Here is a 16,609-nt window from a genome sequence, read left to right as displayed (position 1 = left end):
AGAGGTACCGATGAAGACCAGAGGCGCGTTGATCTGGGACCGCGATCAGCCGTGGTCGATCGAAGACATCGAGATCGGCGAGCCACAGACGGGTGAGGTCAAGGTCAGGATGGAGACGGCGGGGCTGTGCGACGCCGACCACCATCTCGTCACCGGCGACATCGCCATGGCCGACTTCCCGGTCCTCGGCGGTCACGAGGGCGCGGGGGTGGTGGTGGAAGTCGGTGCGGGCGTGCACGATCTCACCGTGGGCGACCATGTGGTGATGTCGTTCGTGCCGTCCTGTGGCACGTGCGGGCCGTGCCGGGCCGGACTGTGCAATCTGTGCGATCTGGGGGCCGGCCTGCTCGGTGGCGCGGCTGTCTCCGACGGCACCTTCCGGGTCACCGCGCGGGGACGCGGAGTGCATCCGATGGCACTGGTCGGCGCGTTCGCGCCCTACGCCGTGGTCCATCGGGCCTCGGTGGTCAAGATCGATCGGTCGATCCCGTTCGAGATCGCGTGCCTCGTCGGCTGCGACATCACCACCGGCTACGGCTCGGCCGTCCACACCGCACGGATCCAGCCGGGTGAGGATGTCGCGATCATCGGGCTCGGCGGCGTCGGCGCGTCCACGCTGCAGGGCGCGGTGCTCTCCGGCGCGTCACGGATCTTCGTCGTCGACCCGGTCGAGTGGAAGCGCGCACAAGCCGAGAAACTCGGCGCCACCGACGTCTATCCCGATCTCGCGACCGCCGCCGTCGGCATCGCCGACGCGACGGGCGGACGGATGTGTCACAAGGTGATCGCGTCGATGGGGCGACGAGACGGCGACGACCTCGAGGCGTGGATGGACCTCACGGCCCGAGCGGGCACCTGTGTGCTCACCGCCATGGGCTCCACAGTGGCCGCCCAGGTGCCGCTCACGCTGTCGATGCGGACGCTGTTGCAGAAGAACCTGCAGGGCAGCCTGTTCGGCGGCGGGAATCCGCACGAGGACATCCTCGAGGTGCTGGCCCTCTACAAACTCGGCGATCTCGATCTGGACGGCACGCTCACCAAGGAGTACCGGCTCGACCAGATCAACGAGGGCTACGAGGAAATCCACCGCACCCCCGGTCTACGCGGCATCATTCGCTTCACCGACGCCGATCGGTAGCACGCACGAAGCAAGGGGGCCGAACGATATCGTTCGGCCCCCTTGCTGTCGGCGGTTCAGGGAATGATGACGGTGCGCTGCACGGGCTGGGCGGGAGTCTGTCGCCCGTAGAGGCCGCGCTGCAGCGAGCGCAGCAGAACGTCGCGGGTCTCCTCGGGCCGGATCAGTTCATCGAATCCCATGTGTTCGGCTGAATGGTAGGACGCCTTCAGCTCCATCTCGCGCAGTTCGGCGGCCAGATCCGCTTCGGCGTTGGAGGCGTTGCTCAACGCGGCAGCGCCCATCGCGCCCATCGTGGCGCCCGGGTAGGCGAAGGTGCCCGCCTGACCGTCGAATCCGATCAGCGACATCACCATCGAACCGAATCCGTAGGCCTTGCGCAGTGTCACATGCAGTTTCAGCGTGGTCGCCGCGGTCTGCGCGACGAACATCCGCGCGCCGCTGCGCAATACGCCCTCCCGCTCGGACTCGCTACCGGGCAGCATCCCCGGGTTGTCGGCGAGGAAGATGATCGGCAGGTGGAAGGAATCGGCGACCATGATGAAGTGGGCCGCCTTGTCCGCGGCCTCGGTGTCGATCGAACCCGCGAGGACCTGCGGCTGATTGGCCACCACCGCGACCGGGTGCCCGCCCAGATGTGCCAGCGCGCAGATGATCGGCGTGCCGCGTTCGGGCTGCACCTCGAACCAATCGGTACCGTCGAACACGACATCGAGCACGGCCCGCATGTCGTAGCTCTGCACGTTGTCCCGGGAGACGATGTCGAGCAACTCCGGTGTCGCGCGCGGCCCCGTGGTCTCGTCGGCGAGATACACCGGCGGATAGGACCACGCGCTCGGCGGGAAATAGGACAGGTAGCGGCGGATCTCGTCGAGGACGTCCTCGTCGGTCTCGGCGACGTTGTGGACCACACCGCTGGGCAGCGCGACATCGGGCCCACCCAGGTCTTCTTTCGAGATGGTCTCGCCGGTCGAGACTTTCACGACCGGCGGCCCCGCGGTGAAGATGCAGCCCTGCCTGCTCATGATGGAGAAGTCGGCGACCGGGGCGACCAGCGCGCCGTGGCCCGCCGATGGCCCGAGCACGGCGGTGACCATCGGCACCTTGCCCGAGCACTGCGCCTGGGCCAGCAGATCGGTGGGGGTGCGACCGTAGTGATCGCCGGTCGGCCGGAACCCCGCTCCTTCCAGCAGCATCACCAGCGGCACCTTGTCGCGCACCGCCAATTCGGCCAGCCGGTAGCGCTTGGAGTTGCTGCCGGGAGCGATCGAGCCGGCCAGGGTGGTGAAGTCCTCGGCGCCGACCATGACGGGGACGCCGTTGATCAGCCCGGACCCGGTCACAATCGCGTCGGCGGCGACGTCGCCGCCGACGAGTGTGCCGAACTCCTGGAACGTGCCGGGATCGAGCAGCCGCTCGATACGCGCCCTGGCGTCCAGCTTTCCCTTCCCCCGGTGTTTGGCGACCCGGTCCGGGCCGCCCATCTCCAGCACGCGCGCGCGGCGGCGGCCGAGATCGTCGAGGGTCTCGTCCCAGGTGTTGGCAGTTGTCATGTCGGGCCTGTCTTCTGTGATCGGTCGCGCGGACCGCGCGGGGATTCGGGGAGGGTGGGATTGTTCGGTCAGTCGATGGTGAAACGGATCGGCAAATGCTTCAACCCACCCACAAACGTCGTCGCCGTCAACTCCGGCTCCCCCGCCAACTCGATCGACTTCAACCGCGGCAACAACTCCCCCAGGAACTTGCTGATCTCCATCCGCGCCAACCCCGCACCCAAACAAAAATGCACCCCGTAACCGAACGCCACATGCTTGTTCGGCACACGCTCGATATCGAAGCGGAACGGATCATCGAAAACATCCTCGTCACGATTCGCTGACACATACGACAACAACAACGAATCCCCCGCCGGAATCGACACCCCGTTCACCACCGAATCCTGCGCTGCCGTCCGCATGAACGCCTTCACCGGCGTCACCCACCGGATGATCTCCTCCACCGCACCCGGCATCAACTCCGGATTCCGCCGCAACCGATCCAACTGATCGGGATGTTCGATCAACGCCCGCACACCACCCGAAATACTGCTACTCGTCGTATCGTGGCCCGCGGTCGCGATAATCGCGTAATACGACACCACATCCACATCCGACAACAGCTCACCATCGACCTTCGCGTTCGCGATCATCGACGCCAGATCATCGGTCGGCTGCTCCCGTCGAGAGTTCGTCAACGCGGTGAAGAACGTGAACATCTCCACCAACGCGTTCATCGCCTCATCCGGCGGCGTCGACCGCTTCAACTCATCGTCATCGGAGCCCATCAACTCCTGAGTCAACTTCAGCATCAACGGAAAATCGGACTCCGGCACCCCGAGCAACGACATGATCACATACAACGGGAAATTCACCGCGATCTCGGAGACGAAATCACACTCACCCCCCGTGTCCCGCATTCGATCCACGTATCGTTTCGCGAGCTCCTCGATCCGCTCACCCATCGCCTTCATCGCCTTCGGACCGAACCAGTCCGCCGCGATCGCCCGCACCACCCGATGCTGCGGATCATCCATATGGATCAGCGTCCGGATCCCGATCGCGGCTTGCATCTCGTCGGACTCCGCCGTCATCAACACCGGGCGCGGCCAGTTCGTGAACTGACTGTTCGCCCGCTCGACCGCCATCACGTCGGCGTGCTTGGTGATCGCCCAAAACGGTTTGTACCCCGCCACTTCCACCCGCGAGACCGGCTTGTCCGCCCGCAGCGCGGCCAACGCGGCGTGCAAACGCGGCTCGTCGGCGTAGGCGGAGGGATCCGCCAGTACGTTCGCGGCCTCATCAACGATCGGCATCACTATCAGCACCTTTTCCCGTTCCGAGCTGGCAACCCAGCAACCACCACCTCGCACGCACCCGCGTCGACGGCGTTGTCTCGCCCACAAGACTGATTTATAGTTACCCTTACTGTCAAGCTTTCTGTAACTACCACGGAGCGCTCGATCGATGCGGTACTCTCACCGCCCGCCGCCCCGCACTCGAGGCTCCCACCTCGACAGTCGCATTGCCGACCCGGATGCCGGTCAGATACTGTATGTCTTACAGTAAGTATTACTCCCAATACTCGTACGGTGTGACGAAGCCAGAGGTGAGCTGTGAACAGCCCAGTTGAGGACCGAGCAGAGACGATGGGGGACGTTCCCGATCCCCACGATCCCTACCCCTTCTTCGCCGCGCGGCGGCGCGCGGGCGGCGTATTCCACGGGACGGTGATGGACTACTCCAGAACCCCGAAGGAACTGCGCCCCACCGATACCTACGCCGTGATGTCGTGGTCCGCGGTGAACAAGGTCTTGCGCAACAACACGGTGTTCAGCACCCAGCTCTACGACACGACGATCGGCGTGTTCATGGGCCCCACCATCCTGGCGATGAACGGCGCACCGCACCGCGCCCACCGCAATCTGGTGTCGGCGGCCTTCAAGCCGCAGTCGCTGGCCGTGTGGGAACCCGAGGTGGTCCGCCCGATCTGCGACGAACTCATCGACGAATTCATCGACGAGGGACGCGCGGACCTGGTCCGCGACTTCACCTTCGAGTTCCCCACCCGGGTCATCGCCCGCCTGCTCGGGCTACCGGCCGAGGACCTGCCCTTCTTCCGGGACGCCGCCGTGGCGATCATCAGCTACGCGGGCAACGTGCCGAGGGCGCTGCAAGCTTCCAAGGAACTGAAGGAGTACTTCCTCGGTCATATCGAGCAGCGGCGAGCCACTCCGAGTGATGACATCATCAGCGACCTGGTCACCGCCGATATCGACGGCGAGAAGCTCAGCGATCGCGCGATCTACTCCTTCCTCCGGCTGCTGTTGCCCGCGGGCCTGGAAACGACCTACCGCTCGTCGGGGAACCTGCTGTTCCAATTGCTCAGCCACCCCGAGCAATTCGCCGCGATTCAGCAGGACCCCGGTCTGCTCCCGCAAGCGATCGAAGAGGGCTTGCGGTTCGAGACGCCGTTGACCCTGGTGCAGCGCTATGTCACCGAGGACACCGAATTGGAGGGCGTCGCCATCCCCGCGGGAGCGGTCGTCGATGTCTGCCTCGGCTCGGCGAACCGTGACGAGACCCGGTGGGAGCGTTCCGAGGAATTCGACATCTTCCGGCCGCACATCCCGCACATCAGCTTCACCGCGGGCGCGCACACCTGCCTCGGGTTGCACCTGGCCCGCTTGGAGACGCGCGTCGCCATGGAGGCGCTGCTGGCGCGACTGACCAACATCACCCTGCTGCCCGACGGTGACCCCCACATCTTCGGCCAGCCGTTCCGCTCGCCGAGCTCGCTGCCGGTGACCTTCGATGCCGTCTGACGCGCAGCGTTTCGACGGCCCTTACCGAGCGTGCCCTTTTCGACTCCGAGGAGCCCTGTGACCACCCGTAACATCTTCGATCTCACCGGCCGTTCGGCGCTGGTCACCGGTGCGGCCGGCGGCATCGGCGCGGCCGTCGCCGCGGCGCTGGCCGCCCAGGGTGCGGCGGTCCTTGTCACCGATATCGACGGCGCCGCCGCGGCGGTCACCGCCGAGAAGATCGTCGCCGACGGTGGCCGAGCCGCCGCCGCGGCGCTCGATGTTCGCGACCGGGCCGCCGCCGATGCGGCCGCGAGTGCCGCCGCGGAGTTGGCCGACGGGACACTGCATATCGTGGTGAACAACGCCGGCGCCACCGAACCCGCGATGTTCGGTGCCACCACCGAGGAATCGGTGCTGCGGATGCTCGACATCCACCTGCTCGGCGCGTTTCGGTGCACGCAGGCCGCGTTGGCGTATCTGGCGACCGACGGCACCGGTCGCGTCATCAACGTGACCTCGTCGGCGGGATTGGTCGGCACACTGGGGCAGGTGAACTACTCGGCGGCCAAGTCGGGCATCGTCGGGATGACGAAGTCACTCGCGCGCGAGCTGGCGCGCAAGCAGATCACGGTCAACGCGCTCGCGCCCGCGGCAGCGACACCGATGACCGAGACGATCCGCACCGATCCCAAGTTCGCCGAGCAGATGCTGAATCGAATTCCCCTGCGCCGCTGGGCCGAACCGCGGGAGGTGGCGGGCGCGTTCGTCTTCCTCGCCTCCGACGCGGCCTCGTTCGTCACCGGTCAGGTCCTGCCGGTCGACGGCGGCCTGGTGATGTAACCGCAGACGAAGTCAGGCCCGGGTCCTCGTGGACCCGGGCCTGACTTCGTTTGCGCACTAGCCCAGGTCCGGCTCCGGCACATGGAAGTGCGCGTCCCGCAGACGGAACGCTTCCTTGGTGCCGTGTTCGGCTCTGGTCTTCACGAAATTGAACTCCCCCGGCGAGAACTGCAGATTGGTCCCGTAGGCGTGGAACAGATAGCTCGCCACCTCCTCGCCCTGATAGGCCTGACTCTGCTCGACCATCCGGAACGCTTCCTTCGCGATCACGACACCGTCGGCGGGCATCTTCGCCGCCTTCTCGGCCCAGTAGCGCGCCCGCGCGGTGACCGCCGCCGAATCGCAGGTCTCGGTGAAAACGCCGAGGTGCTCGAGCATGCCCGCCTCGATGATGTCGCCGGTGAGCAGCATCCGTCGCGCGAGCACCGGGCCGAGCCGATGGAAGAACATGTGCAAACTGCCCAGCGCCGGGCCGAGGAACCGTGCCGCGGGCATGCCGATCTTCGCGTCGCGCGCGATAACCGAGATGTCGGTCATCAGGGCCATCTCGAAGCCGCCGCCCAGCGCGTAGCCGCTGATCTCGCCGACGGTGACCTTCGGGAAGCCCATGAAGTTGTGGTAGAAGCCGAAGGACTTGCGGTCCACCGTGAGTCGGCGGCGCTGGCTCGGTCGGCTCTTGGCGGGCCGGTCACCGTTGGTCGCGGGGCGCTCCCCGTACCAGCCGTAGGCGTTGTTCATGTCCGCGCCGGTGCTGAACACCCCTTCGGCGCCGCGCAGCAGCACGACGGTGATGTCGTCGTCGTCGGCGACCTCGTCCAGGTAGCGCGCGATCCCGTCCCGCATGGCGGCGTTGTAGGAGTTGCGCTGCGACGGGTTGTTCAGCGTGATGGTGGCGATCCTGCGATCGGGATCGACCTCGTAGAGGACGCGGCCCTCGGCGGTACTGGAACTGGTCATCGACTGTCTCTTCCTTGTTCGAGGGGGATGGGCGCGCGCTGTCCGTAGCGCGCGGTGGTCGGCGTGGTCATCAGACGACCTGCCGCTCGCGCAGGTCGGCCACCTCGTCGGGGCTGTAGCCGAGATCGGCCAGGATCTGCCCGGTGTGCTCGCCCAGCAGCGGCGCGCGCCGCCGAATCCGTCCCGGTGTGCGCGACATCCGGAACGGGGTTCCGACGATCGGCACCGGCTTCGACGCTCCCGGATAGTCGATCCGCTCGAGGTAGCCCAGCTTCTCGACGTGCGGGTCCTCGAGCACGTCGTGGGTGCTGTGCATCGGCGCCGCGGGCAGTTTGAACTGTTCGAGCGCAGCGAGCACCTCGGCCTTGGTCCGACCCCGGCACCAGTCCTGCATGAGGTCGTTGAGGAAGTCGCCGTTCTGCCAGCGCAGGTCGTCATCGGCGAAGCGCGGATCGTCCATGAGGTCCTCCCGGCCGATCAACCGGCACCAGCGACGGAACATCGGCTGCCCGGCCACCTGGAGCAGCACCCAGCCGTCGGTGACCTCGTAGAGGTCGCACGGCGCGACCGAGGTTCCCCGATTGCCCATGCGCGGCTTGTCGACGCCGAGCAGGTCGCGCTCGATCAGGAACGCGTTGCTCATCATCAGCGCGGTCGGCAGCAGCGCGCCCTCGACGTGCTGGCCCTCGCCGGTGGCGCGATGGTGGAACAGGGCCATCATGACCCCGATGGCCAGTGTCATCGCGGTGCCGAAGTCGGTGTAGGGGACTGTGGTGCGGATCGGCTGCTCGGGCAGGCCCTGGCGGTGGGTAGCGCCCGACATGACCTGGCCCGCACCGTCGAAACCGATGCGGTCACTGTAGGGACCGCCCTCGCCGTAGGCCGTGGCGCTGGCCAGGATGATGTCGGCCTTGACCGCGCGCAGGGTGTCGTAATCGAGTCCGCTGGCCCGCATTCCGGCCAACGGCATGTTGGCGACGACGATGTCGGCGCCTGCCACGAGGCGCCGGGTGATCTCGGCGCCGTCGGGTGTGGTCGAGTCCAGAGTCAGCGACCGCTTGTTGCGGTTGCACTGCAGGAACGTGCCGCCCTCGCCGCCCTCGGTCACCGCCTGCACCCAACGGTCCTCGCCGCCCTCGCGCTTCTCGACGCGGACGACATCGGCGCCCATGTCGGCCAGGATCGCGGTGCACCACGGGGCGGCGATGAACCGGCCGTAGTCGAGCACCCGCACACCGTCGAGGACGCCCCTGGTCGTACTCCCCCCGGCGGGCCGGTCGGCTCCCGTGCCGCCCGAAGGTGTGGTCCCGTTCTCGGCCATCGCCACTCTTTCCTCGTCGGTACTTCACGTCACCTTGGCAGAACCATAACGGTATTGTCTACTGTATATCTAACAGTATGGGCCACGCCCTGTCCCCCAGGAGGAATGCATGCCGTTCGACACCATCGGCTACGAGGTAGACGGGCACACGGCCACCATCACGCTGAACCGGCCCGAGGCCCTCAACGCGCTGAGCCCGCACATGATCACCGAACTGCGCGCCGCCTACGACGAGGCCGAGAACGACGACAAGGTCTGGCTGCTCATCGTGACCGCGAACGGTCGTGCCTTCTGCACCGGCGCCGATGTCAAGGCCATCCCCGGCGACGGCAAGGTCCTCAACGAGAAGCCGTACCTGTCGACCTACGAGCAGTGGGAGGCTCCGCAGGAGGGCACCCCGCCCTTCCGGACCATGACCAAACCGATCCTCGTCGCGATCAACGGAATCTGTTGCGGCGCGGGCCTGGACTGGGTGACCACCGGCGACATCATCATCGCCTCGGATCGAGCCACCTTCTTCGATCCCCATGTGAGCATCGGGCTCGTCGCGGGCCGAGAGGTGGTCCGTCTGGCGCGGGTGCTCCCGCGCACCGTGGCCCTGCGGATGGCGATGATGGGCAAGCACGAGCGGATGAGCGCCCAGCGCGCCTACGAACTGGGCATGATCACCGAGGTCGTCGAGCACGACCGCCTGCTCGAGCGGGCTCGCGAGATCGCCGACATCCTCAATTCCAATGCGCCGCTGGCGGTGCGCGGCACTCGGCTGGCGATCGTCAAGGGCCTGGACGTGCCGATGCACGAGGCCGAGATGCTGGCCGAGTCGTTCCGCGAACGGGTCACCCGCACCGAGGACGCGCTCGAGGGACCACGTGCGTTCGTGGAGAAGCGCGCCCCGGAATGGCAGTGCCGATGAGCGCCGACTACAGCACGATCACGCTCGATATCGACGCCGACGACCGGGTCGCCACCCTCACCCTGAACCGTCCCGAACGGCTCAACGCCTTCAACCGCACCATGTGCGAGGAGGTGCGCGACGCGTGGCGCCGGATCAGGCTCGACGACTCGGTCAACGCGGTCGTCCTGCGCGCGGCGGGCACTCGCGCCTTCAGCGCGGGACTCGACATCAAGTCCGCCTACGGCCAACCCGACGGGATCTGGCACCACGAGGACCCCGGCGAGCTGTTGAGCCCCAAGTGGCAGAAGATGTGGAAACCGGTGGTGTGCGCGGTCAACGGCCTGTGCACGGCGGGAGCGTTCTACTTCGTCAACGAGTCCGACGTGGTGATCTGTTCCGACGATGCCACCTTCTTCGACTCCCATGTGTCGGCGGGGTTGGTCTGCGCGCTGGAGCCGATCGGGCTCATGCGCCGGGTCGGGCTCGGGGAGACCCTGCGCATCGCGTTGATGGGTAACGACGAACGGGTCTGCGCCGAGACCGCGCTGCGCATCGGCCTGGTGACCGAAATCGTGACCCGCGAACAACTCTGGGAACGCGCGCACGCCATCGCCGCCGGCATCGCGGCCAAGCCGCCGACGGCGACCCAGGGCACGGTGAAGGCGATTTGGGAATCGCTGGACAAGCCCTACCGGGCCGCACTCGATCAGGGCCTGATCTACACCCGCCTGGGCAACCCGATCGCCAAGGCGGAACTCGCCGCCGCCGCGGGGGATGCACAACGCCGCGGCATTTCGACCGAACCGAGGATTCGTTGATGACCGACACCCACGACCATCCACTGAGCGGGCGCATCGCCGGAGTCCTCGACCTGGCGCCGAGTTCACGGGCCATCGAATTCGACGGAACCTGGCACAGCTGGGGCGAACTCGCCGAGACCGCGCGCCGCGTCAGCGCGCTGATCACAACGCCGTGCCAGGTCGGCATCCTGTTGCGCAACCGCCCCGAACACGTGGCCGCGTTCCTCGGCGTTCTGCTCAGCGGCGGCACGGTCGTCGTGATCAACCCCGCCCGGGGCGACGACCGCACCCGGTCCGATATCGCCGCGCTCGACCTGCCACTGGTGATCGGCGGGCAGGCGGACCTGACCGGCCTCGTCGGGCCGGGGGCCGCGACCGTGACCATCGCCGACCTCGACACCGCACCGATCCCCAGCGAGTCGGTCGGCGAGCACAACGCGGGCACCCCGTTGCCGGGAATCGCCGTCCGCATGCTCACCAGCGGGACCACCGGGCCGCCCAAGCGTGTCGAGATCACCTACGACATGCTGGCACGCAGTGTCATCGGCACCGACTTCGAGCAGGCTGCCGCGCCGACCGCACCGCGCGGTGGCGTCGCGATCGTCAATGCCCCGTTGGTGCACATCGGCGGTATCTTCCGCATTCTGCAGTGTGTCGTCGATGCCAGGCCGTTCGTCTTCCTGCCGCGCTTCGACCTCGACCGCTGGGCGGCGGCGGTGCGGGCGCACCGGCCGGGCGCGGTGTCACTGGTACCCGCCGCCCTGCGGATGGTGCTGCACTCCGACCTCGGCCCCAGGGATCTCGACGGCGTCCGGGTGGTCACCTCGGGCACCGCACCGCTGTCGGCCGCCGATGCCGACGCCTTCCAGGACAAGTTCGGCATCCCGGTCCTGACGTCGTATGCCGCCACCGAGTTCGGCGGCGGCGTCGCCGGCTGGACGCTTCCCGACCACCGGCAGTTCTGGAATACCAAGCGCGGCAGCGTCGGCCGTGCCAGTGGCGGCGCCCGCCTGCGGGTGGTCGACGAGGACGGCACCGCGCTCGGGCCGGATGTGCCCGGCCTGCTCGAGGTCGCGCCCGGCCAGCTCGGTCCCACCGCGAGCTGGGTACGGACCACCGATATCGCCCGCATCGACGCCGACGGGTTCCTGTGGATTCTCGGACGTGCCGATCAGGCCATCATCCGCGGTGGATTCAAGATCATGCCCGATGATGTGCGCGCCGCGCTGGAGGGACATCCCGCGGTCGGTGGCGCCGCGGTCGTCGCCAGGAACGACGACCGGCTCGGCGAGACCCCGGTCGCCATGGTCGAGCTGCGCGCGGGTCGCCACACCGAGGTCGACGAGCTGGTCGACTACCTGAGCACTCGATTGGCCCGCTACGAGATCCCCACCGATATCGCTGTCGTAGAGGCGATTCCGCGTACCCCGTCGGGCAAGGCGGACCTGTCCGCGGTCCGTGCGCACTTCACCGCAACCCCCATCGGCCCACGGCCACATTCCGAAAGTGGTGATCCGACATGATGTCGACCATCCGAGAGATCACTGGACTACTCGACCACATCGGCTTCCGCAAGGCGACCGACCTCGACGGCTCGCTCATCTGGGAGCTGCCCGTCGCGCCGCACGTGGTCAACACCTCCGGTGGGCTGCAGGGCGGCTTGATCGCGACACTGGCCGACATCGCGGCAGGCACCCTCGCCCTGGAGTCCCGTCCACCGAACGCCGGTATCGTCACCTCGGATTTGAGTGTGCGCTACTTCCGCCCGATCACCGAGGGCACCGCGCGCGCGGTGAGCAAGATCGTGCACGCGGGCAAACGGTCGATCGTGGTCCAGGTCGAGGTATTCGACGGCGAGGACGGCGCGTTGGCGGCGCTGGCGACCGTGAATTTCGCGACGGTGAGCTTCGCGACGGACGGATCTGCAACCACGGGCAGCTAGCACCCGAACAGGCGCTACGCCTTCGACATCGGCCGGGTCCCGGCGCGATCAACCAGTCGCGCCGAGACCCGTCGATGTCAACGCCCGGCATACAGGGCGGCCACCGCGTCCGTCCTGGCCTTCAGCGCGGCATTGCGCGGAAGATCGTCGACGACGGCGATCGCGACGGGCACGTGGTGGCTCGGCAGCTGGTCTCGCAGGTGTGCGATCAGGTCCGCTTCCGTGGGTTTCGGCACTTCGCGACGCGGCTGCACGGCGGCGAAAGGTACCTGACCCAATCGGCCGTCCGGGACGCCGACAACACACGCATCCCGTACCGCGGGATGGGTGAGCAGGGCGGCACGCACGGTTTCGGGCAGGATCTTGAAACCGCCACGATTGATCGCGCCGTCGGCTCGCCCGTGAATCGTCACGAACCCGTCGGCATCCACGGAGGCCAGATCGGTGGTCCGTACCCAGGTGGCACCGAGCGCGGCCACCTCGGCCTCGAGCAGTCCCGTCGCGCCGACACCCACCTGCGCACCGGTCACCGCGTCGACGATCCGCACGCGCACTCCGGGCAGCGGCACACCGACGCTGCCGGCCTTGGTCGCACCGAATCGCTCGTACAACTGCGGCGTCCACGCACACACCGAGCCGGCGAACTCGGTGGCGCCATAGGCCCACAGCAGTGGAATGGCGTAGCGGCGTTCGAATTCCGCACGCAGTTCCGGCTCGAGCGGGCCGGATCCACCCGGCAGATATTCCAGGGACGACAGGTCCTGCGGCGGCACCTCGGCTTCCAGCAGCATGCGCAGAATCGTCGGTTGCACGCCGGTCCGAGTGACCCGGTAGGTCTTGACCGCCCGCACCCATTCCTCGACCGTGAACTTCTCCAGCAACACCATGCGTTTGCCGAGGAACGGCGCCGCGAGCAGCTGACAGATACCGATACTCCCGAACGGCCAGTACACCAATTCCGGCGGATCGTCGGGATCGGCGACGGTCACCCCGCCGGTCATGGTGCGGACCGTATGTCCCAACGCCGACAGGGGGATCGGCACCCGCTTGGGTGGGCCGGTCGTTCCGCTGGTCAGGATGTGCAAGCCGGGCACGGATGTCACCTGATCGGCGACTCGGCCGGTCGACCGGTCACCGTGCACGACGGTCTCGACCGAGGGCTCCTCCAGCGCCACCGCGATCCCGGCACCGCCCACCCGCTCGCAGGCGGCCAGAACCGGCGCCGTCCAGTCCCGCCGATCGGCGATCACCGCGACCGGACGCGTCTGTTCGATGTCGCGGGCGATGCCCGAGGCCGACTGATACGAGTTGATCATCGTGACCGGACGACGTTGCGTGATGAACCCGAGGATCGCGGCCGCGTGCGGCACCCGATTGCGGACGACGATCCCGATCGGGTCCTCGGCGCGCACGCCCGCACGGTCCAACTCCGCGGTGATCCGGTGGATGTAGGCTCGCACGGCGTTGCCGGAATACCAGCGCCGCTCGAACTCTATGCACGGCCGCTCGCCGAAGCCCGCGAGCCCCTCGGCGAGTGTTGTCACGAGCTCGGTCGCGGCGGAGCTCTCGTCGTGATCCTGTATCGACATCTGTCGCCCTGTGATTCACTCAGGACCGGGCGGGAGCCGGCGGCCGGTAGAACAGTGCGAGCTGGCCGACCCCGGCCGCGAGGCCGAGGCCGACGGCGAGGCCGAATCCCCACCAGCCGTCCACCCGGTCGGTGCCGAAGATCAGCTGGTCGAGGCTGATCCGGCCGGGACCGAGGGTGGCCACACTCACCGCGCCCACCGCCAGCACCAGGTTGTACTCCCAGCCCTCTCCCACGATGAAGAAGCCCTTGGACCTGTGCACCGTCCACGCGGCGACCAGCATGAGCGCGACGAAACCCGCCGCCGCGATCGGTGTGTGCAACCCGAAGGCCAGCGCGAGGCCGACGCCGATCTCGCTGCTCGCGGCGAGGCGCGCGTGCACGATGCCCGGCCGCATCCCGATGCTGTCGAACCAGCGGGCGGTGCCCGGTATCCGCCCACCCCCGAAGAACTTCTGGTAGCCGTGCGCGGCCATGGTGAGGCCGAGACACACTCGGAGAATCAGCACGCCCGTGTCGTACGCAGTCATCGTTGTACCGCCCTGTCCATCGAGGTCCGCGCCGTGAGCACGATGCTCGACACAGCTCCCGTATTACTTACCGCTGGTATTACAGTAATGTTAGACATTACGTGCGTCCGGTCAAGACGGCGCATCGGGCCACTTGCCCACCAGACACATCGAGCACCACGGCCGCGAAGTGCCGTGACGAGGAGGCCCTGCCATGACGAGCGCATCCACCGCCATCAGCGCGGTCACCGCGGAGGACTTCCGCGAAATACTGGCGCAGACCAAGGATTTCGTACGAAACGTGGTTGTCGGGCGAGAGCGCGAGATCGCCGAACAGAACCGGATGCCCGACGAGATCGCGCGTCAGGCCAAGGCCATGGGCCTGTTCGGCTACGCGATCCCCCAGGAATGGGGCGGCCTCGGACTCGATCTCGCCCAGGACGTCGAATTGGCCATGGAACTCGGCTACACCACGCTCGCGCTGCGCTCACTGTTCGGCACCAACAACGGTATCGCCGGTCAGGTCCTGGTCGGGTTCGGCACCGAGGAACAGAAATCTCGATGGCTCGAGCACATCGCCTCCGGCGCTGTCGTCGCGTCGTTCGCGCTCACCGAGTCCGGTGCGGGGTCCGATCCCGCGGCGCTGCGCACCAGCGCGACCAGGTCGGGTGACGGCTGGATCATCAACGGCGAGAAGCGCTTCATCACCAACGCACCGGTCGCCGATCTGTTCGTCGTCTTCGCCCGCACCCGTCCGGCCGACGAGAACGGTGCGGGCATCTCGGTGTTCCTGGTTCCCGCCGACGCCCCCGGCGTGACAGTCGGCCCCAAGGACCGCAAGATGGGCCAAGAGGGCGCATGGACCGCGGAGGTGTATTTCCACGATGTCCGCGTCGGCGCCGACGCACTCGTCGGCGGTAGCGAGGACATCGGCTACCGTGCGGCGATGACCTCGCTGGCGCGGGGTCGTGTCCATATCGCGGCACTAGCGGTGGGCACGGCGCAGCGGGCGCTCGACGAGTCCGTCGCCTACGCCGCGACCGCTACCCAGGGCGGCACCCCCATCGGGCGGTTTCAGTTGGTCCAGGCTCACCTGGCCGATATGCAGACCGGAGTGATGGCGGGCCGCGCCCTGGTTCGCGACGCCGCGCGCGCCTGGGTGGCGGGCGAGGATCGGCGGGTCGCCCCGTCGGTGGCCAAACTGTTCTGCACCGAAATGGCCGGGCGGGTAGCCGATTCGGCGGTGCAGGTGCACGGCGGCACGGGGTACATGCGCGATGTGGCCGTGGAACGGATCTACCGTGACGTCCGGCTGCTGCGGTTGTACGAGGGCACCAGCGAGATCCAGCGCCTGATCATCGGCGGCGGGCTGATCAAGAATGCCGAGCGAGCCGCCGAGTAACGACCGGCCGGGTCGGCCACCACTGCAGGGCTGTGGCCGACTCGGTCCGCCCGGCGTCAGCTCAAGTCGAGCGGACCGTCGGCGATCGCGGCCCCCAGACCGCCGAGGTCGATGCCGAGGTCGGCGGTCGCGGTCAAGCAGGCGGCGACGTCCTTGCGCAGGAACGGCGCGGCGCGCTTCTCGAATTTCGCCAGACCGCCGGTGCGCCGAATCGAATCGGCCGCGTAGCTGTTGCCGCTGGCCGCCGACAGCGCCTCCAGCAACTGCGCTTCCTCGATGCCCAGCTTGCGGCCGACTTCGGCGGCCACAGCCACCAGTTGGGCGTTCGCGGCGAACAGGGCGTTGTTGACCAGTTTCACACCGAGCGCGCTGCCGAGCGCACCCGTGGCCAAGATGGTGCTCGCGTAGGCGGACAGCACCGTCCGGACGGTCTCGACCGCGTCCGACGGCCCACCGAGCAAGACCGTGAGCCGCCCTGCGGCGATGTCGTCGGCCGATCCACTGACCGGTCCGTCGAGCAGGACCGGACCGTCGGGTCGCGCACCGGCCAGCTCGGTGATCGTCGAGACCGCACCGGTCGTGTGCGAGACCACCACCGCACCTTCCCGCGCCGTCGCGAGCACTCCCTCCGGCCCCGCCAGCACCTCGCGTAGCTGGTGATCCGAGAACAGGCACGCGATGATCACCTCGCCCGCGACCGCGACCTCCCGCACCGAGTCGACGACCTCGGCTCCCGCCGCCCGCAGCCGTTCCCGCACCGCCTCCTTCCGCGCGTACACCACGACCCGATGACCTGCCGCCACCAGGCGAACCACCATCGGCTCGCCCATCTGACCTGCTCCGATGAACCCGACAACCTTCGACATCCGCGCCGC

The 16,609-nt window shown here is 67.6% G+C and carries 15 protein-coding genes; 8 read left to right on the top strand and 7 right to left on the bottom strand.

Going from position 1 to position 16,609, the window contains the following annotated elements; genetic code table 11:
* The first annotated feature begins 10 nt into the window (after nt 1-10).
* On the top strand, nt 11-1,138 hold the full coding sequence (locus ACWDXS_RS00380; RefSeq protein ID WP_449960438.1) for an NDMA-dependent alcohol dehydrogenase: 1,128 nt from the start codon (nt 11-13) through the stop codon (nt 1,136-1,138).
* A 56-nt stretch (nt 1,139-1,194) separates the two neighbouring features.
* On the opposite strand, the gene ACWDXS_RS00375 is transcribed toward ACWDXS_RS00380, so the two are convergent.
* Nucleotides 1,195-2,691: an acyl-CoA carboxylase subunit beta gene (locus tag ACWDXS_RS00375; RefSeq protein WP_449960435.1), complete on the bottom strand. Its 1,497-nt coding sequence runs from the start codon at nt 2,689-2,691 to the stop codon at nt 1,195-1,197.
* A gap of 68 nt (nt 2,692-2,759) precedes the next feature.
* Complete coding sequence (locus ACWDXS_RS00370; protein WP_449960432.1) at nt 2,760-3,989, bottom strand: cytochrome P450; 1,230 nt, start codon at nt 3,987-3,989, stop codon at nt 2,760-2,762.
* Between the two features lie 333 nt (nt 3,990-4,322).
* Between ACWDXS_RS00370 and ACWDXS_RS00365 the strand changes: the two genes are divergently transcribed.
* Nucleotides 4,323-5,498 carry a cytochrome P450 gene (locus ACWDXS_RS00365; RefSeq protein ID WP_449963347.1) on the top strand — a complete coding sequence of 392 codons (1,176 nt, stop codon included), beginning with the start codon at nt 4,323-4,325 and terminating at the stop codon, nt 5,496-5,498.
* A gap of 57 nt (nt 5,499-5,555) precedes the next feature.
* Nucleotides 5,556-6,320 carry an SDR family NAD(P)-dependent oxidoreductase gene (locus ACWDXS_RS00360; protein ID WP_449960429.1) on the top strand — a complete coding sequence of 255 codons (765 nt, stop codon included), beginning with the start codon at nt 5,556-5,558 and terminating at the stop codon, nt 6,318-6,320.
* Between the two features lie 57 nt (nt 6,321-6,377).
* On the opposite strand, the gene ACWDXS_RS00355 is transcribed toward ACWDXS_RS00360, so the two are convergent.
* Both ACWDXS_RS00355 and ACWDXS_RS00350 read right to left on the bottom strand, forming a co-directional pair.
* Nucleotides 6,378-7,277 carry an enoyl-CoA hydratase/isomerase family protein gene (locus ACWDXS_RS00355; RefSeq protein WP_449960426.1) on the bottom strand — a complete coding sequence of 300 codons (900 nt, stop codon included), beginning with the start codon at nt 7,275-7,277 and terminating at the stop codon, nt 6,378-6,380.
* 70 nt (nt 7,278-7,347) lie between these two features.
* Complete coding sequence (locus tag ACWDXS_RS00350; RefSeq protein WP_449960423.1) at nt 7,348-8,598, bottom strand: CaiB/BaiF CoA transferase family protein; 1,251 nt, start codon at nt 8,596-8,598, stop codon at nt 7,348-7,350.
* 109 nt (nt 8,599-8,707) lie between these two features.
* On the opposite strand from ACWDXS_RS00350, the gene ACWDXS_RS00345 reads away from it, so the two are divergent.
* The 4 genes from ACWDXS_RS00345 to ACWDXS_RS00330 are packed head-to-tail and all read left to right on the top strand — an operon-like array spanning nt 8,708 to nt 12,235.
* Nucleotides 8,708-9,511, top strand: a complete 804-nt coding sequence (locus ACWDXS_RS00345; protein ID WP_067447006.1) for an enoyl-CoA hydratase/isomerase family protein — start codon at nt 8,708-8,710, stop codon at nt 9,509-9,511.
* Nucleotides 9,496-10,311 (top strand): enoyl-CoA hydratase/isomerase family protein, encoded by an 816-nt coding sequence (locus ACWDXS_RS00340; RefSeq protein ID WP_067447008.1) that lies wholly within the window; start codon nt 9,496-9,498, stop codon nt 10,309-10,311. Before ACWDXS_RS00345 ends, ACWDXS_RS00340 begins: the two co-directional genes overlap by 16 nt.
* On the top strand, nt 10,311-11,816 hold the full coding sequence (locus ACWDXS_RS00335) for a class I adenylate-forming enzyme family protein (protein WP_449960418.1): 1,506 nt from the start codon (nt 10,311-10,313) through the stop codon (nt 11,814-11,816). Before ACWDXS_RS00340 ends, ACWDXS_RS00335 begins: the two co-directional genes overlap by 1 nt.
* Complete coding sequence (locus ACWDXS_RS00330) at nt 11,813-12,235, top strand: PaaI family thioesterase (protein WP_378992937.1); 423 nt, start codon at nt 11,813-11,815, stop codon at nt 12,233-12,235. The genes ACWDXS_RS00335 and ACWDXS_RS00330 overlap by 4 nt, the downstream gene beginning before the upstream one ends.
* Before the next feature lie 77 nt (nt 12,236-12,312).
* Here the strand turns inward: ACWDXS_RS00330 and ACWDXS_RS00325 are convergent, their stop codons facing one another.
* Nucleotides 12,313-13,824 (bottom strand): class I adenylate-forming enzyme family protein, encoded by a 1,512-nt coding sequence (locus tag ACWDXS_RS00325; protein ID WP_449960414.1) that lies wholly within the window; start codon nt 13,822-13,824, stop codon nt 12,313-12,315.
* Nucleotides 13,825-13,843: 19 nt separating this feature from the next.
* Entirely contained in the window at nt 13,844-14,353 is a 510-nt protein-coding gene (locus tag ACWDXS_RS00320; RefSeq protein WP_449960411.1) for a DoxX family protein, read from the bottom strand.
* Between the two features lie 193 nt (nt 14,354-14,546).
* Here ACWDXS_RS00320 and ACWDXS_RS00315 point away from each other — a divergent pair, with 193 nt between their 5' ends.
* Nucleotides 14,547-15,734 carry an acyl-CoA dehydrogenase family protein gene (locus ACWDXS_RS00315; RefSeq protein ID WP_378992934.1) on the top strand — a complete coding sequence of 396 codons (1,188 nt, stop codon included), beginning with the start codon at nt 14,547-14,549 and terminating at the stop codon, nt 15,732-15,734.
* 56 nt (nt 15,735-15,790) lie between these two features.
* Here the strand turns inward: ACWDXS_RS00315 and ACWDXS_RS00310 are convergent, their stop codons facing one another.
* The gene (locus ACWDXS_RS00310; RefSeq protein ID WP_449960408.1) at nt 15,791-16,600 is read right to left on the bottom strand and encodes an NAD(P)-dependent oxidoreductase; all 810 of its coding nucleotides are present in this window, start codon (nt 16,598-16,600) and stop codon (nt 15,791-15,793) included.
* Nucleotides 16,601-16,609 lie beyond the last annotated feature (9 nt).

This window comes from Nocardia sp. NPDC003183, assembly GCF_053590715.1.
This window is presented reverse-complemented; position numbering and strand designations above follow the sequence as displayed.